The sequence below is a fragment of the Pseudomonas brassicacearum genome (genome assembly GCF_003732225.1).
In the GTDB taxonomy this organism is placed as follows: domain Bacteria; phylum Pseudomonadota; class Gammaproteobacteria; order Pseudomonadales; family Pseudomonadaceae; genus Aquipseudomonas; species Aquipseudomonas brassicacearum_E.
The window spans coordinates 677,489-696,646 of sequence record NZ_MOBJ01000006.1 but is presented as its reverse complement, the minus strand read 5'-3'; the positions used below and the strand labels follow the sequence as shown (position 1 = coordinate 696,646).

Annotated in this window: 23 protein-coding genes; 8 read left to right on the top strand and 15 right to left on the bottom strand. The window is 58.3% G+C overall.

Annotated elements, in window-relative coordinates; all coding sequences use genetic code 11:
• Nucleotides 1-14: 14 nt before the first annotated feature.
• The 7 genes from BK659_RS09895 to BK659_RS09865 form a co-directional block, all read right to left on the bottom strand.
• Nucleotides 15-245, bottom strand: a complete 231-nt coding sequence (locus tag BK659_RS09895) for a hypothetical protein (protein WP_071550498.1) — start codon at nt 243-245, stop codon at nt 15-17.
• A gap of 150 nt (nt 246-395) precedes the next feature.
• On the bottom strand, nt 396-620 hold the full coding sequence (locus BK659_RS09890; RefSeq protein WP_123424866.1) for a hypothetical protein: 225 nt from the start codon (nt 618-620) through the stop codon (nt 396-398).
• 88 nt (nt 621-708) lie between these two features.
• A complete protein-coding gene (locus BK659_RS09885) occupies nt 709-2,361 on the bottom strand; it encodes an ABC-F family ATP-binding cassette domain-containing protein (protein ID WP_123424865.1) in 1,653 nt (550 codons plus the stop codon).
• A gap of 181 nt (nt 2,362-2,542) precedes the next feature.
• The gene (modC, locus tag BK659_RS09880; RefSeq protein WP_123424864.1) at nt 2,543-3,631 is read right to left on the bottom strand and encodes a molybdenum ABC transporter ATP-binding protein; all 1,089 of its coding nucleotides are present in this window, start codon (nt 3,629-3,631) and stop codon (nt 2,543-2,545) included.
• Nucleotides 3,632-3,634: 3 nt separating this feature from the next.
• Complete coding sequence (modB, locus tag BK659_RS09875) at nt 3,635-4,315, bottom strand: molybdate ABC transporter permease subunit (protein ID WP_123424863.1); 681 nt, start codon at nt 4,313-4,315, stop codon at nt 3,635-3,637.
• Nucleotides 4,316-5,083 (bottom strand): molybdate ABC transporter substrate-binding protein, encoded by a 768-nt coding sequence (gene modA / locus BK659_RS09870; protein ID WP_123424862.1) that lies wholly within the window; start codon nt 5,081-5,083, stop codon nt 4,316-4,318.
• Nucleotides 5,084-5,403: 320 nt separating this feature from the next.
• Nucleotides 5,404-6,468: an NAD(P)H-dependent flavin oxidoreductase gene (locus BK659_RS09865; protein WP_123424861.1), complete on the bottom strand. Its 1,065-nt coding sequence runs from the start codon at nt 6,466-6,468 to the stop codon at nt 5,404-5,406.
• A gap of 199 nt (nt 6,469-6,667) precedes the next feature.
• Between BK659_RS09865 and acuI the strand changes: the two genes are divergently transcribed.
• Nucleotides 6,668-7,651, top strand: a complete 984-nt coding sequence (gene acuI / locus BK659_RS09860; protein ID WP_123424860.1) for an acrylyl-CoA reductase (NADPH) — start codon at nt 6,668-6,670, stop codon at nt 7,649-7,651.
• A gap of 18 nt (nt 7,652-7,669) precedes the next feature.
• A complete protein-coding gene (locus BK659_RS09855) occupies nt 7,670-8,128 on the top strand; it encodes a GyrI-like domain-containing protein (protein ID WP_123424859.1) in 459 nt (152 codons plus the stop codon).
• A 206-nt stretch (nt 8,129-8,334) separates the two neighbouring features.
• Here BK659_RS09855 and ada read toward each other — a convergent pair whose 3' ends face one another.
• The 5 genes from ada to BK659_RS09835 all read right to left on the bottom strand — a co-directional run bounded on the left by ada (nt 8,335) and on the right by BK659_RS09835 (nt 11,722).
• Nucleotides 8,335-9,396, bottom strand: a complete 1,062-nt coding sequence (gene ada, locus BK659_RS09850) for a bifunctional DNA-binding transcriptional regulator/O6-methylguanine-DNA methyltransferase Ada (protein ID WP_123424858.1) — start codon at nt 9,394-9,396, stop codon at nt 8,335-8,337.
• Nucleotides 9,397-9,624: 228 nt separating this feature from the next.
• Entirely contained in the window at nt 9,625-10,302 is a 678-nt protein-coding gene (gene alkB, locus BK659_RS09845; RefSeq protein WP_123424857.1) for a DNA oxidative demethylase AlkB, read from the bottom strand.
• Complete coding sequence (locus BK659_RS09840) at nt 10,292-11,008, bottom strand: 2OG-Fe(II) oxygenase (protein ID WP_123424918.1); 717 nt, start codon at nt 11,006-11,008, stop codon at nt 10,292-10,294. The genes alkB and BK659_RS09840 overlap by 11 nt, the downstream gene beginning before the upstream one ends.
• Before the next feature lie 205 nt (nt 11,009-11,213).
• Nucleotides 11,214-11,384 carry a hypothetical protein gene (locus BK659_RS27730; RefSeq protein WP_185015306.1) on the bottom strand — a complete coding sequence of 57 codons (171 nt, stop codon included), beginning with the start codon at nt 11,382-11,384 and terminating at the stop codon, nt 11,214-11,216.
• A gap of 35 nt (nt 11,385-11,419) precedes the next feature.
• Nucleotides 11,420-11,722 carry a DUF1883 domain-containing protein gene (locus BK659_RS09835; RefSeq protein WP_019690029.1) on the bottom strand — a complete coding sequence of 101 codons (303 nt, stop codon included), beginning with the start codon at nt 11,720-11,722 and terminating at the stop codon, nt 11,420-11,422.
• Between the two features lie 211 nt (nt 11,723-11,933).
• Here BK659_RS09835 and BK659_RS09830 point away from each other — a divergent pair, with 211 nt between their 5' ends.
• Nucleotides 11,934-12,290 carry a hypothetical protein gene (locus BK659_RS09830; protein WP_123424856.1) on the top strand — a complete coding sequence of 119 codons (357 nt, stop codon included), beginning with the start codon at nt 11,934-11,936 and terminating at the stop codon, nt 12,288-12,290.
• A gap of 136 nt (nt 12,291-12,426) precedes the next feature.
• Nucleotides 12,427-12,657: a hypothetical protein gene (locus tag BK659_RS09825; protein WP_123424855.1), complete on the top strand. Its 231-nt coding sequence runs from the start codon at nt 12,427-12,429 to the stop codon at nt 12,655-12,657.
• A gap of 21 nt (nt 12,658-12,678) precedes the next feature.
• Here BK659_RS09825 and BK659_RS09820 read toward each other — a convergent pair whose 3' ends face one another.
• Nucleotides 12,679-12,960, bottom strand: coding sequence for a hypothetical protein (locus BK659_RS09820; protein ID WP_123424854.1), 282 nt, complete (start codon nt 12,958-12,960; stop codon nt 12,679-12,681).
• A gap of 147 nt (nt 12,961-13,107) precedes the next feature.
• Nucleotides 13,108-13,296 carry a hypothetical protein gene (locus BK659_RS09815; protein ID WP_123424853.1) on the bottom strand — a complete coding sequence of 63 codons (189 nt, stop codon included), beginning with the start codon at nt 13,294-13,296 and terminating at the stop codon, nt 13,108-13,110.
• A 255-nt stretch (nt 13,297-13,551) separates the two neighbouring features.
• On the opposite strand from BK659_RS09815, the gene galU reads away from it, so the two are divergent.
• The 4 genes from galU to ahpF all read left to right on the top strand — a co-directional run bounded on the left by galU (nt 13,552) and on the right by ahpF (nt 18,463).
• Nucleotides 13,552-14,391, top strand: coding sequence for a UTP--glucose-1-phosphate uridylyltransferase GalU (gene galU, locus BK659_RS09810; RefSeq protein WP_123424852.1), 840 nt, complete (start codon nt 13,552-13,554; stop codon nt 14,389-14,391).
• A gap of 130 nt (nt 14,392-14,521) precedes the next feature.
• Nucleotides 14,522-15,880, top strand: coding sequence for a glutathione-disulfide reductase (gorA, locus tag BK659_RS09805; protein ID WP_123424851.1), 1,359 nt, complete (start codon nt 14,522-14,524; stop codon nt 15,878-15,880).
• Between the two features lie 333 nt (nt 15,881-16,213).
• Complete coding sequence (ahpC, locus tag BK659_RS09795; RefSeq protein WP_123424850.1) at nt 16,214-16,777, top strand: alkyl hydroperoxide reductase subunit C; 564 nt, start codon at nt 16,214-16,216, stop codon at nt 16,775-16,777.
• A gap of 123 nt (nt 16,778-16,900) precedes the next feature.
• Nucleotides 16,901-18,463 carry an alkyl hydroperoxide reductase subunit F gene (gene ahpF, locus BK659_RS09790; RefSeq protein ID WP_123424849.1) on the top strand — a complete coding sequence of 521 codons (1,563 nt, stop codon included), beginning with the start codon at nt 16,901-16,903 and terminating at the stop codon, nt 18,461-18,463.
• Between the two features lie 104 nt (nt 18,464-18,567).
• On the opposite strand, the gene gloA is transcribed toward ahpF, so the two are convergent.
• Nucleotides 18,568-19,089 (bottom strand): lactoylglutathione lyase, encoded by a 522-nt coding sequence (gene gloA, locus BK659_RS09785; RefSeq protein ID WP_123424848.1) that lies wholly within the window; start codon nt 19,087-19,089, stop codon nt 18,568-18,570.
• Between the last annotated feature and the right edge of the window lie 69 nt (nt 19,090-19,158).

The following is a 19,158-nucleotide window of genomic DNA, read 5'->3' as shown; positions in this document are numbered from 1 at the left end:
GAGCCGGGACTTGCTTAGCGGAATCGAGGCAATGGCCGGTCGATAGGTTTGAGCGACGTCAGTGCATTCTGAATCAGCGGTGCATCTTTCTCGATGTCTTGCAGACGGTCGCGGATTTTCATGGCAGTGGGGTGGCCGCCATGGATGTCGACCCAGTCGGCAATTTCCTTGCAGGCAGCCGCCAAGCGCGCCTGACGCGAGTCGAGCAGGGTGAGCAATGTGGTGATGGACTCTTTTTCGGACATGAGAAACACCTCCGTATCAGAGAAGCTTTTGATCGAGCAACAAAACGCTCGCCGGGAGCGAGCGTTTGCCGATGAGGTCGCCGATCCTTCAGCTGAAATCAGTATAGACCCAGAAAGCCAATTGCAGCGGAGCCGCTTCAGGCCTGCGTTTCAGACTTTACGCGAGCTTCGCGAACTGGCGGCATTGAGCCGTCGGCACTCACGCATGGCATCTTCCATACGCTCATAGCCATCGCCAATAAAACCGCCCCCGGTGCGGGTATCGGCGATCCGGTACCAGACTGCCGTAATCGGCTGCTGATGAGACACTTCACCCGCACGGCGACCCTGGACGATGGTCTTGTTGCAACGTTTCACAACGAATATGTCTTCCATGGCGTCACCGAGGTGTGATCGTGCTCACATCAACTATAGAAGCAAGTTGGAAAGGTGCAAAACGGCTCCGTGCTGTTCGTCGCTTGAGTCAACGCGATAACCGCGCTTCGACGCGTTGCAGGCACCACCCGGTGCGCTGCCAGTGCAAGGTGTGGGTGGGTGCCAGTGCCCGCAGGAACTCGGCATCATGTGAGGCGGCAATGATCGCCCCCGGAAAGTCGCGTAATGCCAGTTCCAGAGCCTGCACAGACGCAAGGTCCAGGTGATTGGTCGGCTCGTCGAGCAACAGCAACCGGGCCGGATTCTCCCGCCATAAGGCAATGGCAATTGCCGCTTTCAGACGTTCGCCGCCGCTGAGCAGGCGAGTCGGCACGCTCACGCGCACAGCGTCCAGTTGCAGTTGGGCCAGACAACTGCGCACCGAGCCTTCCGATAACGGTGTGTCGAGCAGGTTCAATTGCTCGAGGATGGAGCGTTCTGGATCGAGCAATTCCAGATGTTGATCGAGGTAGGCGCTGGGCACGTGGGTCTGGCAATCGCCGCTGACGGGCCGGCAGTGTGCCGCGAGCATTTTTAGCAAGGTGGATTTTCCGCAACCGTTCGGGCCACTGAGCGCGACCCGCACCGGGCCCGCAAGTGAAATAGTGAGGAAGGTTGTCGGCGCCTCGGGTGGCAGCCAGGGCAGCTGCGCGGCGATCAGCGTGATGATCTGTCGACTGGCCGGCACAGCGGTTCCCGGCAACGTCATCAGCACCGGATCTGACGGTAGAACCCGCGCGGTGGCCTCTCGTACCTGATCATTCATTGCTGATTTGTGGGCCTGGTGAGCGTGACGTACGTGGCCCATGATCTCGGTGGCCGCGCCTTTCATTTTGGAACGTTCGAACCGTGAGACGTTGGCGGTTTCAGCGTTTTTGCGTGATCCAGCGGCGCGTCGCTGGATAGTGTCGTGTTCGCGCTGTAGCCGTTTGAGCTCACGACTGCGCAGTGTGCGGCTGTGTTCAAGGGCGGCGTGGGCCGCGGCTTGCTCGACCTCGCGCTGCTCAAGGTAAGCCGCATGATTGCCGCCAAAGACCTGCACACCCAGTGCGCTGAGTTCGACGATGCGCTGAAGGCTATTGAGCAGCGTTCGATCATGGCTGACCACGATCAAGCCGCCGTGCCAGTGGGCGAGCCGGTCCATTAGCCAGCGGCGGCCGTCAGCATCCAGATGGTTGGTCGGTTCATCCAGCACCAGCAAATCGGCCTGGCTGAGGAATGCACCGATCAGTGCAATGCGTGCGCGTTGGCCGCCGCTGAGCGTATCCATGGGCTGATGCGCCGTCAGCTCCGGCAGGCCGGCTTCGTCGAGCAACAGGCGTAATCGTTCGGGTAGGTCCCAGCGCTCAGCCACATACTCAAGGTCTTGGGCGGATGCGGTGCCATCGGCCAATCTGGCGAGCGCATCAAGTATCAGGGCCACTCCCGCTGCTTGCGCGACGCTCTGGCCGCCGACGGCAATCGGTTCTTGCGCCACGTAGGCGACGCTGCCAAAGCGCCTGAGTGTGCCCGAAGCAGGCGTTAACTCGCCGGCAATCAGTCGGGCAAGCACGGATTTACCGGTGCCGTTACGGCCGACAATGCCGGTGGGAAGATGATCGAAGCGCAGATTCAGGGAGTCGAACAGTGTTTCGCCATTGGCGAGCTGATAGGACAGTTGGTTCAGGGTTACAAGCGCAGGCAGACGCGTGACGTGAGTCATGGCACCTCCAAAAAATGTCGAAAAGATCAACAAGTGCTTGTGGCAGCTTGTTGCGCATACATTTTTGAAAGGCTTAGTTGTTCACGTCGAAAGGTCGTCCGGCATAGGGGAAAGGCGGCCAGACTAGCTCAAAAGACTTTCCCCTTACAACGTTTATGGTCTTGTTGCGCGCGCCAGCCGATCACGCGAGGACCGCCACTGACTTGATTTGCGCCCACAGTTGTTGGCCGGGATGCAGTTGCAGGTGATCGCGGGAATAGCGGGTGATGCGCGCCAGCAACGGCGTTCCGGCAGCATCCAGGCGCACCAGCACATGGGCGGCGTTGTCTGCGGAAATTTCACTGGTGACGGTCACTGGCAGCCGATTGAGGATGCTGCTGAGTTCACCACCCTGAAGGCTCAGGCTGACATCTCGAGCCTGGACTTTGACGCGCAGCAGTTTGCCCGTGGCCAAAGGCGAATGTGCGACCCGCACGTTCAATTGGCTGTGGGGCAGTTGCAGAGTCAGCAGTTGGTAATTGGCGTCGTAGTTCGTCACCTGACCCTCGATGACCACGCCCGCGTCGTCGCCCAAGGCCAGTGGCAGGTCGAGCCGCGCCAGGGTTTCGCCGACAGGACCGCTGGCCAGAGCCTTGCCGTAGCTGAGCAAGACAATGTGGTCGGCCAGCCGCGCTACCTCATCCTGCGAGTGGCTGACGTACAACACCGGGATTTCCAGTTCGTCGTGCAGCCGTTCGAGGTATGGCAGGATTTCGCTTTTGCGCTGTGAATCCAGCGCTGCCAGTGGTTCGTCCATCAACAGCAGTTTCGGGCTGGTGAGTAGCGCCCGGGCGATGCCGACCCGTTGGCGCTCGCCACCCGAGAGGTGCTGTGGATGACGGTCGAGCAAATGGCCGATTCCCAGCAGTTCGGTGGCGTGGACCATGTCGACCCGCCGTTGCTGGCGTGGAATGCGCCGCAGACCAAACTCCAGATTGGCCAGCACCGACAGATGGGGAAACAGACTGGCCTCCTGAAACACATAGCCCAGCGCTCGTTTGTGTGGGGCGACAAAGAGTTTTTTGCTGCTGTCCTGCCAGACTTCGTCATTGATCTGGATAAAGCCTTGCTCGGCTCTTTCCAGGCCGGCGATGCAGCGCAGGCAGGTGGTTTTGCCCGAACCGGAATGGCCGTACAGCGCGGTCACGCCTCGGCCTGGCAGGTTCAGGTCGACGTCCAGGGAAAAATCCGGATAGCTCAATTTCAGTCGAGCGTGAATCGTTGAGGCCATCGATCAGCTCCAGCCGGCTTTGGTTTTGCGGCTGGAGTACAGCGCCAGCAATACCAGAAATGAGAACACCAGCATCGCCCCGGCCAGCCAATGGGCCTGGGCGTATTCCATGGCTTCGACGTGATCGTAGATCTGCACCGATACCACACGGGTTTTGTCTGGAATATTGCCACCGATCATCAGCACCACGCCGAACTCACCGACGGTGTGGGCGAAGCCGAGAATGGCGGCGGTGATAAAGCCTGGCCTGGCCAACGGCAAGATCACGCTGAAAAAAGTGTCCCAGGGGTTGGCGCGCAAGGTGGCGGCCACTTCCAGCGGACGAGTGCCAATCGCCGAGAAGGCGTTCTGCAATGGCTGGACGACAAAGGGCATCGAGTAGATAACCGAACCGATCACCAGCCCCGCAAAGCTGAACGTCAGGGTGCCCAGCCCCAGTGATTGGGTGAGCTGGCCGACGAACCCGTTAGGGCCGAGGGTCAGCAGCAGATAGAAGCCGATTACTGTTGGCGGTAGCACCAGGGGCAGGGCGACGATTGCGCCGATGGGCCCGCGCAACCAGGAGCGGGTGCGCGACAGCCACAAGGCAATTGGAGTGCCGATGACCAGCAGGATGACCGTCGTCAGGGACGCCAGTTTGAGGGTCAGCCAGATGGCGGAAAAGTCGGCACTCGATAGCGTCATTTAGAGTTGATAACCGTAGGACTTGATGACAACAGCGGCTTTAGGTCCTTTGAGGTAGGCAACCAGTGCCTTGGCGGCCGGGTTGTCTTTGCCTTTGTTGAGGATCACTGCGTCTTGTTTGATCGGGTCGTGCATGTCGGCAGGGACGATCCACGCCGAACCGCCGGTGACTTTGCCGTCTTTATAGATCTGCGACAAGGCGACGAAGCCTATTTCAGCATTGCCGGTGGAGACGAACTGGTAGGCCTGGGTGATGTTCTGGCCTTCGACGATCTTGTCTTTGACCTTGTCGGTCAGGCCCAGCTTGGCCAAAACCTGGGTCGCCGCGAGGCCGTAAGGGGCGGCTTTCGGGTTGGCGATGGACAGGTGCTGATATTTGTTGTCGCTGAGCACTTTGCCCTTGGCGTCAACGTAACCGTCCTTGGCCGACCACAGCGCCAGGGTGCCGATGGCGTAAGTGAAACGCGAACCCTTGACCGTGTCGCCTTCGCTCTCGAGTTTTTGCGGGGTGCTGTCGTCAGCCGACAGGAACACTTCGAACGGCGCACCGTTTTTGATCTGGGTATAGAACTGGCCAGTGGCGCCATAGGCGGCGACCAGTTTGTGTCCGGTGTCTTTTTCGAAATCGGCAGCAATGGCCTGGATCGGTGCGGTGAAGTTGGCCGCGACCGCAACCTGGACTTCATCGGCCTGGGCTGAGCCAAACGCGAACACGGCGAACAAGGATGCCAGGCAAGTAGGGGCAAAACGTGAGACACGAATAGTCATGAAGCGGCTCCGAGGTAGGCAAGTGCAGTGGGCAGTTTTTATTAGGGGCGGACTGCACCGATGCGAGGGGGTGAAACGCTATATAGGTGAATATATAGCGAATTGCCGACAAACGGAATGTATCAAATACCACGCAATGAGCCGTCACGCGCCCCGTACCCCGTACCCCGTAGCAGCTGCCGAGCCCGCGAGGCTGCGTTCGGCTGCGAAGCAGTCGTTGAATCAGGCAGCGCGTTCTTACCGGAAAACCGCGTATGCAGGATTTGCGAGGACTTCGTCCTCGAACGCAGCCTCGCGGGCTCGGCAGCTGCTACGGGGGATTAGAGGCGAGTCAATTTGGCCAGCGCATCGTCAGCCAGGCGTCGGGTCAATTCTGCAGTCGGTAATTCAATCCCAAGCCGCAGCGCTTGCCCGGCCCAGAGGTTGCTGAAATCTGCTTCATCCTTGGCCCGCAGTGGCATCAGCGCGCCACCGGCCAGCGGGAAGCTCGGTGCTTGCGGGCTGATCGGGCCGAGTTCGCGCATGACCCGATTGATAATCCCCCGTGCCGGACGCCCGCTGAAAATGTTAGTCAGCGCCGTCTCGCTTTCCTTGGCAATACGCAGTGCCCGGTGATGGGAGACACTGACCTTGGCTTCAGGCGTAAACAAATAAGCGGTGCCCAATTGCACCGCCGAGGCGCCCAAGGCGAATGCGGCGACGATTCCGCGCGCATCGCCAATCCCGCCAGCGGCGATCACCGGTACGTTGACCGCATCGACGATTTGCGGCACCAGGGCAAAGGTGCCGACCTGGCTGCTCAGATCATCACTGAGAAACATCCCGCGATGGCCGCCGGCCTCGTAACCCATGGCGATGATCGCGTCGCAGCCGTGCTGTTCAAGCCAGATCGCCTCATCGACAGTGGTCGCCGAAGACAGGACTTTCGCGCCCGTGGCTTTGACCCGCTCCAGCAGGGATTTTTCCGGTAGGCCGAAGTGAAAACTCACCACCTGCGGGCGGAACTCCTCGACCACCGCGCAGGCGGCGGCGTCGAACGGTGCACGGTTGGAAACCGGTGTCGGTGCGTCAAAGTCAGCGCCCAGTTCGCGGTAATACGGTTCCAGCAGGGTTTTCCATTGTGCTGCGCGTTGCTCATCGGCCAGCGGTGGTTGATGGCAGAAGAAGTTCACATTGAACGGGCGCTGGCAGTGTTGGCGAATGATCTTCAGCTCTTCGCGCAATTGTTCGACGCTGAGCATGGCCGCGGGCATTGAGCCGAGAGCCCCGGCATTGCTGGCCGCGATGACCATGGCCGATCCGTTGGCGCCGGCCATGGGGGCCTGGATAATCGGCAATTCGATGCCGAGCAGATCAAGAATGCGCGTGTCAGGCCACTGGCTCATTGGGACGTCCTCTTCATGACAAGAGCGGATTTTTTAACAGGAGTCGCCGCCACAAGGATAGTGGCCTTTAGGCGCAGATGCCGAGTGCAGAAAAGCGTAGCCCTCGGTTGTGATATCGGTCATGGCTTTTTTGTGCAACGGCTGCGAAGGTGTTCGTTCGGGCTTGCCCTTCGACTAACGATCAAGTCAGGAGACAACCATGTTCAACGGCATTTTGATTGAGAAAGATGACAGCGGTTACCGCGCCAATCTCCGGGAAATCGGCGAAGATCAATTGCCCGACGGCAATGTCACGGTTCGCGTGGCGTACAGCACGCTGAACTTCAAGGACGGCTTGGCGATTACCGGTGCAAGTCCCGTGGTACGCAAATTCCCGATGGTGCCGGGGATTGATTTGGCAGGTACGGTCGACGCCAGCAGCCATCCGGATTTCAAGGCCGGCGACAAGGTGTTGCTCAATGGCTGGGGCGTGGGTGAAGGTCATTGGGGTGGGCTGGCACAGAAGGCGCGGCTCGATGGCGATTGGCTGATCCCGTTGCCTGCGGCTTTCACCGAGGCCCAGGCCATGGCGATCAGCACGGCCGGTTACACGGCGATGCTAAGCATTCTGGCACTGGAGCGTAACGGCGTGACCCCGCAGCAGGGTGACGTGCTGGTCACGGGCGCCAACGGTGGCGTCGGCAGTTTCGCCATCGCACTGCTGGCCAAACTGGGTTATCGGGTGGTTGCCTCCACCGGCCGCACCTCGGAACACGCGTACCTGAAGCAGCTGGGTGCCAGCGAGATCATCGACCGCGCCAGTCTTTCCGAACCGGGCAAACCGTTGGCCAAGGAGCGTTGGGCGGCGGTGATTGATTCGGTCGGCAGCCACACCCTGGCCAACGCTTGCGCCAGTACTCGGGCCAATGGCACCGTGGCCGCATGCGGTTTGGCGCAAGGCATGGATTTCCCGGCGTCCGTTGCGCCGTTCATTTTGCGCGGCATCACCTTGGCCGGAATCAACAGCGTGACCCAGCCCAAAGCCAACCGCATCGTTGCCTGGGATCGTCTGGCCAAGGATCTGGATTTCGCTTTGTTGCCGCTGATCAGTCATGAAATTGGTTTGAGCGAAGCGATTGAAGCAGCGTCGCGGTTGCTGGCCGGCCAGTTGCGTGGTCGGGTTGTGGTAGATGTGAATCGTTAACTACGGAGGAATTGTTCCATGGATTTGAAGCAACTCGAGATTTCACCATTCCGCGTGTCGGGACTGCGTGTACGTACGCTCAACAGTGCCGAGCAGCAGGCAACTACCGCCAGAATCGGCCCGATGTGGCAGCGATTTTTTGTCGATGGGCTGTTTGACAAGATTGCCAATAAGAAACCGGATTCACCCGCTTACGGGGTGTACTCCCACTATGAGTCCGATGCCTCGGGCTCTTTCGATGTGATGGCCGGGGTGGCGGTCAGTGAAGCCGCCCCCGGCTACGAAACCATTGAGGTGCAGGGCGGCCAGTATCTGGTTTTCGAGGCGAAGGGGGCGATGCCGGGCAGTGTGATCGAGGCGTGGGGCAGAGTCTGGGCGTATTTCGAGGCCAATCCGCAGGTCAAACGCCGATTTGTCACCGATTTCGAAGCCTATACCGGCCCTGAGTCGGTGGCAGTACACATCGGCATTTTCTAGGCTCTGTACGGAAACTGCCTGCGCGTCGACCAGGCTGCGTTAAAAACAGGCTCGGACGAGCGGAGTGAGAACGTCCGAAGGACGGCCCGAAGGGGCCGCGCAGCGGATAATGCTCATTTAGGCCCCTAAAGTCGGGTGCGACCCCAGCCGTTCCTCGCCTGTTTTTGCCTTGCCTGATCGCCGCTCGGCGAGTTTTCGTACAGACCCTAAGATTGGGTTTCACGCGCAAGCAGTTGACGCTTGCGCTCCACACCCCAGCGATAACCCGAGAGGTTGCCGTCGCTGCGCACCACTCGGTGGCAGGGAATGGCCACCGCGAGAGTATTGGCGCCACAGGCCTGGGCCACGGCCCGGAAAGACTTCGGGGCGCCGATGCGTTGGGCAATTTCGGCGTAACTGGCAGTGCTGCCCGCCGGAATATCCCGTAACGCCATCCATACCCGCTCCTGAAACGCCGTGCCGCGCACATCCAGCGGCAAGTCCAGGCCAAGCGCCGGGGCTTCGATGAAACCCACCACTTTGGCAATCAGTTGTTCGAAGTCATGGTCGGCGCCAATCAGGTTGGCTTGGCGGAACTTGTCTTGCAGGTCGCAGACTAGCGCGTGAGGATCATCCCCCAAAAGGATTGCGCACACCCCGCGTTGACTTTGCGCCACCAGAATCGCCCCCAGCGAACATTGGCCGACGGCAAAGCGGATGTCGGTGTTCTGGCCCGCGGCACGGTAGTCGCTGGGCTTCATGCCGAGCAGGTGGTCGGCGGACTCGTAGAAGCGGCTGTTGGAATTGAAGCCTGCGTCATACAGCGCGTCAGTCACGGAACCTGCGACCTCCAGGCGCTGACGAACCTTGCGTGAACGCTGTGCGGTGGCGTAACCCTTGGGCGTCAGGCCGGTGACCGCTTTGAACACCCGGTGAAAGTGGAAGGCGCTCATTCGCGCGGCTTCTGCCAGCTCGTTCAAGCTGGGCAACGTCTCGGCGGACTCGATCTGCCGGCAGGCTGCTGCGACCAGTGTCGCGTGCTGTGCGGCGAGATGGGTTTGGTCTGCCGCCGCGCGTTTGCTCGGGCGATAACCGGCGGCCTGAGCCTGTTCCTCGGTGTCGAAGAACTCGACGTTTTCTGGTTTCGGCAGGCGCGCCAGGCTACTGGGGCGGCAATAGATCCCGGTGGTTTTCACCGCGTAGACAAATTGACCGTCAGCACGAGGGTCGCGAGCCAGTACTGCGGACCAACGGGGATCTTGCTCTGTCGTGTGTTTGGCAGTGGTCATGGGGTATTACCGGTAGAAGGTTCAGTTCAGCCTAGGCTCCATACGAAAACTGCCTGCGCGTCGACCAGGCTGCGTTAAAAACAGGCTCGAAATGCTCATTTAGTAAACTAAACTCCGCTTCCTCGCCTGTTTTTGCCTTGCCTGATCGCCGCTCGGCGAGTTCTCGTACGGAGCCTAGCGACTGCGGGCGATGCGGACACTCCGGCGCTTGCGGTCAAACTCCGGGTTTCATCCCGCGGTGCGGAACGTGAAGTTGATCCGTTGTGCGCCCAATTGTGAGTGATGACCTTCCTTGAGCGGCAGCACGCCGTGATAACGCAAGCGATCCACGCCGCCCCACACCACGATGTCACCGTGGAACAGCGGCACTCGCTGACTTTTGTCGCTACGCGCAAATCCCCCGAACAGGAACATCGCCGGCAACCCGAGGGACACTGAAACAATCGGTGGATCGTAGGATTTTTCATCTTTGTCCTGGTGCAATGACATCTTGGCCCCCGCAAGGTAACGGTTGATCAGGCAGGCATCAGGCTCAAAGTGTTGGAAGCCGGCTTCTTGTGCGGCTGCTTGCGCCAACGCCCGAAAGACCTCGGGCATCGCCGGCCAAGGCTGGCTGCTGACAGGATCGATGCGAGTGTAGCGATAACCACTGCGATCGGTGGTCCAGCCCAGCGTGCCGCAACTGCTCAAGCCGACAGACATGGTGAAACCGCCAGGGGTGATCATTTGTCGAAACGGTGCGGCCAGCAAAATCTTCTCCAATGCCGGTAGCAATCGCTCCACCCAGGGCAGGGCGAAGCCTCGGAGAACGAAGGATTGTTCGCCGATTTGCTCGGTCCTGGCCGGTTGCTGATCTTCATCGGCAAACAGATCAACCGTGGCTGTGGGCGTCTCGTTACTGCGCATCGTGAAAGATCACTCCAAGGGTATGCCGTTTGCCGCTGTGCAGGCGACTGACACCGTGGCGCAAGTTAACCCGGTAATAACCGCGAACACCTTTGACCGGGCGCTGATGCACGGCAAAGATCAGCGCATCGCCTTTCTCCAGGCTCATCACCATGGGCCGTGATTGCATCCGCGGGCGCTGTTCGGTCAGCACGAACTCTCCACCGGTAAAGTCTTCACCGGGGGCTGACAGCAAAATCGCTACTTGTAGCGGGAACACATGTTCGCCGTACAGATCCTGATGCAAACAGTTGTAGTCCTGCGGACCATATTGCAGCAACAGCGGCGTAGGGCGCTCCTGTCCTGCGTCATGACAGCGTTGCAGGAAGGTTGCGTGCTCCATGGGAAAGCGGCTGGGCAAGTCCATCCGTTCATTCCAGCGGTTGGCCAGCGGGACAAGCCTTGGGTACAGCGTGCCGCGCAGGCGAGCAACGATGCCAGGCAGCGGGTATCTGAAATACTTGTATTCGCCGCGCCCGAAACCATGCCGGGCCATGATCACTTGCGAGCGGAAAAGCGCAGGCTGAGCGTAGAGTGCGCTGAGGTCTTCACATTGCCCAGGGCTCAGCAGTCCTTTGATCGTCGCGCAGCCGTCCCGGTCGAGGTCTTGCTCCAGGGAAGGCCAATCCAGTGCATTGATACGCGAGGTCAGAGAATGTTCGGCCATCGCACAGACGCCGTCGATATAACGCGCTACGGGGGCGTTGTGCTGCGAAGAAGTGGGCATGTTCCGGCTCCTGAACTCAAGGTTGAGGTTTGCCAGTCTAGGGAGCTCAAGGGTGGGCGACACTCCGGTGCTTGCGGTCGAACTCCAGAGTGGTTGTCGAGGAGCTTTCAGGGCGGATAATATCATCCGCCCTTGCTTGTCAGCGTTACAGCGCTTTGCTCACGCTGATATCGCTGATGATGTCTGACGCATCGCGATGAATGGCGGCGAGCGCGGCCTTGGCCTCTGCTTCGGTACCATTCTCAAGTTGGGCGAATTCGAAGCGACGCTCGCCGTTGAGTTTGTATTTGATGACGTACTTGGTCGTTTGAGCCACGGTCGTACCTGTCTGTCGCAGTGCGGGCTGGGGCCTCAGCTGAGTTTCGAGCTGGACCGGCGGATGATTTTGATCGAGTGAGTCAGGGTCGGTTTGCGGGTCACGCTGATCGGCCGGCGGTTGACCGTGTCGATGGTGATGTTCCAGAAACCGGTGCTTGGCGCGGTGATCTTCGCAGGGAAGGTGTCGAATGCGCCGCCGTGGTAGGTGTGACGGCCGCCATTCTTGAAACTGCGAAAATTGGCGTCGTTCATCAGGCGGATGTTGCACATTTGGGAGCATTGAATGACGACGATGTCATCTTCGTTGAGGTGCTCGCGCTGGTGGATAAATTTCATTGGGGCGCCTCCAGAAGGGCTTTTTCTACAAAATCAAAACGATAGCATGGGCAATGGCGCAGTTTATCAGCACGAACGGTTTATTATTGGGCTGCCGCAGGCTGCTTTGACAATTAAAAACAGTTATTCGGGTTTTTATGAGTGATAAAGCAGCGGTCCCCGGAGAAAAACAGTATTTGTGCTGTCGGAGGGTCTTTATCGGAGGATTTGTATGAAGTGGGGCGTTTTGGTGCTGGCGTTGGCGATGAGTGGTTGTGCGACAGTCTCGGAGATTAGTCAGACGCTGCCGACCATGAATGTAATCTCGGGGAAAAAACCTCAAGCGTATGCCGACTGCGTGGCCAAGCATTTGGCCAGTACCCGAGGGGCTGTGCAAATGGAGCCCTACAACAAGGACGGCGTCCGGGTCATTGTTGCGGGAAAACTGTCTGCGAGTCCGGCAGCAGTGTTTGACATCGAAGAGCGATCCGGCGGAAGTAGCATCAAGCTCCACGAAAGTATGTCCAATGTGCCAATTCGGCCTGGAGACGTGCAGGATGCGGCCAACAAGTGCATTTCTGGCTCATAGTTTTTTTGGCGACTCCCCCTCGCTCGCTGAATTTGAAATTAGCTGATTGACCATATCGTCCGATAAACTGTCGTCGATCAGCAGGAATGCCGTCCAGCCTCGGGCTTGGACGGCATTGTCATTTTTGGAGTGGCCAATGAAGCGAGAGCAAGTAAGAGAGCGGCATGCAGAGGGGCACATCTCTGCGACCCATGTGATTCAAAATCCGGCAAACTCCGGCGAATGGATTGTGTTCTTCAAGAAAAGTGCAGGGCGCAGCTTTTTCCTGGTGGATGAAAACGACGAGGTCGAATCCTTCAGTCGGCTGGACGATTTGATCGAGACGGTGCGTGGCCTGGGGATCAAATTCGCTGAAATTCACATGTAACGGCCAACAACGTTTTGCCGGTTACTTGCACACCACTACGACACTGCGGCTCTTGAAGTTGCCAACATCGACACCCAGGGTCTTGTCGCTTTCCTTGGTAGCTGGCGTGCCATCGGTGCCAATAATCCGATAGCCGGTTCCGGCGCAGGACGCATCAGCCATTTCATAGCATTTGGCCCACGAATTGGCTTCACCCGAACAGTCGATCGACAGGCCTTGCTCGCCGTTATCCAGATAGGTTTTGGACGCGGTGGCGCAACCGCTCAAAGCCAACACCGCAATCAGAGCCAGATATTTTTTCATGGAATGGTCGTCATCGAGTGAAAAGGGTGAAGAGGGCACGAGTCGCCCTGCAGCGAGATGCTATAGCGAACAGCCATGTCGGTACAGGCAAACACCGAAAAGCCCTGCACGTTGGCAGGGCTCTCCAGAGACCCTGGGAACCGCGCGTTACTCAGGCTTGGCGCCGCGCCGCTTGGGTGCGGGCGGGGTGTCTTGCAGCACCGAGGCCACTTCAATCGCCAATGCTTCTGTGGGGAAGGGCCCGGCGATGTTTTCGCCACTGGTGCTGTCGACCCACCATTGGCCATCTTTGGCCTGATTGATCAGGTAACCGTTCACGCTTTTTGCTGCCGACATCTATCTGCCTCGTTGGCTGGTTCAGTCGCGCAATGATAACTGGAAAAGTGCCGGGGTGCGTTCACTGGTCTAAAGTGAAGCCTTTGCGTTGTTCCGTACGCGTTAGCCTGGAGGCTAATCTGTGTCGCTGCGGAACTATCCGCTGGAATATTTCTCTATGATGGCATCGGTTAGCCAGTGTGGGGCATTGTAAGGTGCTCGCCGCCTGATTAGACTGCGCCGAAACTCGTACACACAGCCCTTTCAAGGACTTTTATGATCAAGAAATGCTTGTTCCCAGCAGCCGGTTACGGTACTCGCTTCCTGCCAGCGACTAAAGCCATGCCTAAAGAAATGCTGCCGGTGGTGAACAAGCCACTGATCCAGTACGGCGTTGAAGAGGCGCTGGACGCTGGTTTGACAGAAATCTCCATCGTTACCGGTCGTGGCAAGCGCGCCCTGGAAGACCACTTCGACATCAGCTATGAGCTGGAAAATCAGATCAAAGGTACTGATAAAGAGAAGTACCTGGTCGGTATCCGCAAGCTGCTCGACGAGTGCTCGTTCTCCTACACCCGTCAAACCGAAATGAAAGGCCTGGGTCACGCGATTCTGACCGGCCGTCCATTGATCGGTGACGAACCGTTCGCGGTCGTGCTGGCGGACGACTTGTGCGTCAACCTGGAAGGTGACGGCGTACTGACCCAGATGGTCAAACTGTACAAACAGTACCGTTGCACCATCGTCGCGATCCAGGAAGTCGACCCGCAGGAAACCCACAAATACGGCGTAATCGCTGGCGATCTGATCGGTGATGACCTGTACCGCGTCCGCAACATGGTCGAGAAGCCAAAGCCGGAAGATGCTCCATCCAACCTCGCGATCATCGGTCGTTACATCCTGACTCCGGACATCTTCAAGCTGATCGAAGAAACCGATCCGGGCAAAGGCGGCGAGATCCAGATCACCGACGCCCTGATGAAGCAGGCGCAAGACGGTTGCGTGATTGCCTACAAGTTCAAAGGCACGCGTTTCGACTGCGGTGGCGCTGAAGGCTACATCGAAGCAACCAACTTCTGCTTCGAACACTTCTACAAGACTGGCAAGGCTTACTAAAAGCGCTTCGCTGTTTTGTTCTGAAAAGCCACCTTCGGGTGGCTTTTTCATTTTCCGGCCCCATGTAATTCGCAGCGCTGACCGAGAAAGCTGCAGCGGGTATGCTTGTGGCCTGCCGAGGAGATTGAAAATGGCCTACGATTTTGACCTTTATGTGATTGGCGCCGGTTCCGGTGGTGTACGAGCAGCGCGCTTCGCTGCAGGTTTTGGCGCGAAAGTGGCAGTGGCCGAGAGCCGCTATCTGGGCGGGACCTGCGTTAACGTTGGTTGCGTTCCAAAAAAACTGCTGGTCTACGGGGCGCATTTCGCCGAAGACTTCGAGCAGTCGCAGGGCTTTGGCTGGTCGTTGGGCGAGGCGAATTTCGATTGGGCAACGCTGATTGCCAACAAGGATCGCGAGATCAATCGTCTGAACGGTATCTACCGCAACCTGCTGATCGGAAGCGGTGTGACCTTGCATGAAGGTCACGCGAAAATCGTTGGCCCGCATGAGGTCGAGATCAATGGCGAGCGCCATACCGCCAAGCACATTCTGGTTGCCACGGGCGGCTGGCCGCAGATCCCCGAGATTCCGGGGCATGAGCACGCCATCAGCTCCAATCAGGCATTTTTCCTCAAAGAGCTGCCCAAGCGCGTTCTGGTGGTCGGCGGCGGCTATATCGCCGTAGAGTTCGCCGGGATTTTCCACGGGCTAGGTGCTGAAACCACTTTGTTGTATCGCGGTGAACTGTTCCTGCGCGGCTTTGATGGTTCGGTGCGCAAGCATTTGCAGGAGGAACTGACCAAGCGCGGGATGAATCTGCAATTCAACGCCGACATCGAGCGCATCGAAAAACAGGCCGACGGCAGTTTGAACGTGACCCTCAAGGATGGTCGCGAGTTGCAGGCGGACTGCGTGTTCTACGCTACGGGGCGGCGTCCTATGGTCGACAACCTGGGGTTGGAGAACACCAGGGTCACGCTCGACAAGAAAGGCTTTGTCGAAGTCGACGAGCAGTATCAAACCGCCGAGCCGTCGATCCTGGCGATTGGCGATGTGATCGGTCGCGTGCAACTGACGCCGGTAGCCCTGGCTGAAGGCATGGCGGTGGCGCGTCGGCTGTTCAAGCCTGAGCAGTATCGTCTGGTCGACTACAAGATGATTCCCACGGCGGTATTCAGCTTGCCGAACATCGGCACCGTTGGCCTGAGTGAAGAGCAGGCCAGGGAAGAAGGCTATGAGGTACAGATTTTCGAAAGCCGTTTTCGGCCGATGAAGCTGACCATGACCGAGTGCCAGGAGCGCACGCTGATGAAATTGGTGGTGGACGCCAAGACCGACAAGGTTCTGGGTTGCCACATGGTCGGTCCGGAAGCGGGCGAGATCGTTCAGGGCCTGGCGATTGCCTTGAAGGCTGGCGCCACCAAGCGCGATTTCGACGAAACCATCGGCGTGCATCCTACTGCTGCCGAAGAATTCGTTACCATGCGTACACCGGTGGCGGGCTAATCGTCCTTCCGTGCCTCTGAAGCTATGGGGGTACACGGATTATTGAGCACCTGAGACCAAATGTGGGAGCGAGCTTGCTCGCGATGAGGCCATAACATTCACCATTGTGGGTGACTGTTACACCGCTATCGCGAGCAGGCTCGCTCCCACAGTGCATCTTGGGCTCCGTATCGCTGAAAAGGCTGTTGGCGAATAAATACGGTTTTCTTCTATTGATAGTGCTGGCTAATAGCGAAAACCAATTAGCAGCATCAGGTTTGCCAATGAGCCATCAGGCGATCGGGTGGGTAGGATTCGCCTCATCAACTTTTCAACCCTGATGGAGAATCAACGATGCCTATCATCAACAGCCAAGTAAAACCATTCAAAGCTACTGCGTACAAAAACGGCGACTTCGTCCAAGTGTCGGACGCCGATCTGAAAGGCAAATGGTCTGTCGTGTTCTTCTACCCGGCTGACTTCACCTTCGTTTGCCCAACCGAGCTGGAAGACCTGGCTGACAACTACGATACGTTCCAGAAACTCGGCGTAGAAATCTACAGCGTGTCGACCGACACCCACTTTGCCCACGCTGCATGGCACAACACCTCGCCAGCAATCGGCAAAATCAAGTACACCATGATTGGTGACCCGACCCACGTGATCTCCCGCAACTTCGACGTGCTGATCGAAGAAGCTGGCCTGGCAGACCGTGGCACCTTCGTGATCAACCCGGAAGGCCAGATCAAAATCGTCGAGCTGAACGACGGCGGTGTTGGCCGTGACGCTTCCGAGCTGCTGCGCAAAATCAAGGCGGCTCAGTATGTCGCTGCTCACCCAGGCCAAGTCTGCCCAGCCAAGTGGAAAGAAGGCGAAGCCACCCTGGCTCCGTCTCTGGACCTGGTCGGCAAGATCTGAGTCTGTGAGTCGATCGAGGGCGATGAGCTCTTAAGCACGTAAACCATATCGCCCCAAAAAACGCCTGGGCGAATCTGCCCGGGCGTTGTTTTTTCTACACTATTCAAAATGGAAATCGCCCGTATGTTGGACGCCAATCTTAAAGCTCAGTTGAAGTCATACCTGGAACGGGTCACCCAGCCGATCGAGATCGTCGCCTCCCTCGACGACGGTGCGAAATCCCAGGAAATGCTCGCGTTACTCAAAGACATTGCCAGTCTTTCCCAACAGATTACCTTGCTCGACAACGGTACCGATGCGCGTAAGCCATCGTTCTCGTTGAATCGCCCGGGAAGCGATATCAGCCTGCGTTTCGCCGGTATCCCCATGGGCCACGAATTCACTTCGCTGGTATTGGCCTTGCTGCAAGTCGGCGGTCACCCTTCGAAGGCCAGTAGTGAGGTGATCGAACAGATCCGCTCGCTCAAAGGCGAGTTCAACTTCGAGACCTACTTCTCGCTGTCGTGTCAGAACTGCCCGGACGTGGTCCAGGCGCTGAACCTGATGGCGGTGCTGAACCCGAACATCCGTCACGTCGCCATCGACGGTGCGTTGTTCCAGGACGAGGTCAACGATCGTCAGATCATGGCCGTACCAAGCGTTTACCTGAACGGTGTGAATTTCGGTCAGGGGCGCATGGGCCTGGAAGAAATCCTCGCCAGGATCGACACCAGCGGCATCGAGCGTCAGGCCGAGAAAATCAGCGCCAAACAAGCCTTTGACGTGCTGGTTGTCGGCGGTGGTCCGGCCGGTGCTTCGGCGGCAATCTACGCCGCCCGTAAAGGCATTCGTACTGGCGTTGCGGCCGAACGTTTTGGTGGGCAGGTGCTGGACACCATGGCCATCGAAAACTTCATCTCGGTACAGGAGACTGAAGGGCCGAAGCTCGCTGTCGCGCTGGAAGAACACGTCAAGCAGTACGACGTCGACATCATGAACCTGCAACGCGCCGATAAGCTGCTGCCAGGCAAGAGCGGCGAGTTGCACGAGATCAAATTCGCCAGCGGCGCTTCACTGAAAGCCAGGACCGTGATCCTTGCGACCGGTGCTCGCTGGCGTGAAATGAACGTCCCGGGCGAGCAACAATATCGCAACAAAGGTGTGGCGTACTGCCCGCACTGCGACGGCCCGCTGTTCAAAGGCAAACGCGTTGCGGTGATTGGTGGCGGCAACTCGGGTGTCGAAGCGGCCATCGACCTGGCCGGTATCGTTGCCCATGTGACCCTGCTGGAGTTCGACGTGCAGTTGCGTGCCGACGCGGTGTTGCAGCGCAAATTGCACAGCCTGCCAAACGTGACTGTCATCACCAGCGCCCAGACCACTGAAGTGACTGGCGATGGTCAGAAGGTCAACGGGTTGCGTTACAAGGATCGTCAGTCAGGCGAAGTCTTGAGCGTCGAGCTGGAGGGGATCTTCGTGCAGATCGGTTTACTGCCGAACACCGACTGGCTCAAAGGCACCATCGAGCTGTCGCCGCGCGGCGAGATCATCGTCGACAACCGTGGTGAGACATCGATACCGGGTGTGTTCGCTGCCGGTGACGTAACGACCGTGCCGTACAAGCAGATCGTGATTGCAGTAGGTGAGGGTGCCAAGGCATCGCTGAGCGCTTTCGATCACCTGATTCGCACGTCTGCACCTGCGTAAACGTCAACGCTGAAGACACAAAACCCCATGAGCGATCATGGGGTTTTGTGTTTGTGGATCAAAAGATCGCAGCCTTGTAGGAGCTGCCGCAGGCTGCGATCTTTTTACAGCGGTGCCGGCTGAATGATCTCAACCCAATACGCATCCGGGTCCTTGATGAAGGCCAGGCTCTTCATGCGACCGTCGTTCAGGCGTTTCTGGAAATCGCAGCCCAGGGCTTCGAAGCGCTCGCACGCGGCACGAATGTCTGGCACCGAAATGCAGATATGGCCGAAACCGCGAGGGTCGGTGTTGCCGTTGTGGTAGGCGAAATCCGCGTCGTTCTCCGTGCCGTGGTTGTGCGTCAGCTCAAGAATCCCGGGAATCGATTTCATCCACTCGGTGCGTGCAGCGGCGTCGGCCGGGATCTGGTTTTTATCGACCAGCGCCAGGAAGTACAAACTGAACTCGGCTTCCGGGAAATCGCGCTTTTCCACCAGCGTAAAGCCGAGGATGCGCGTGTAAAAATCCAGGGACTTGGTGATGTCCTTGACCCGCAACATGGTGTGGTTGAAGACGAATTGTTGCGTGGCGGTGTCAGGTTGGGCGGTAACGCCGGGGAACGTATTCAGTTCGTGCAGGCTCATGGGCCCTCCGGAAAGCAGTTTTGCAGTGCGCCAATGATACGCAAGGGCCCGCGTTGCGCCAAAGCAAAA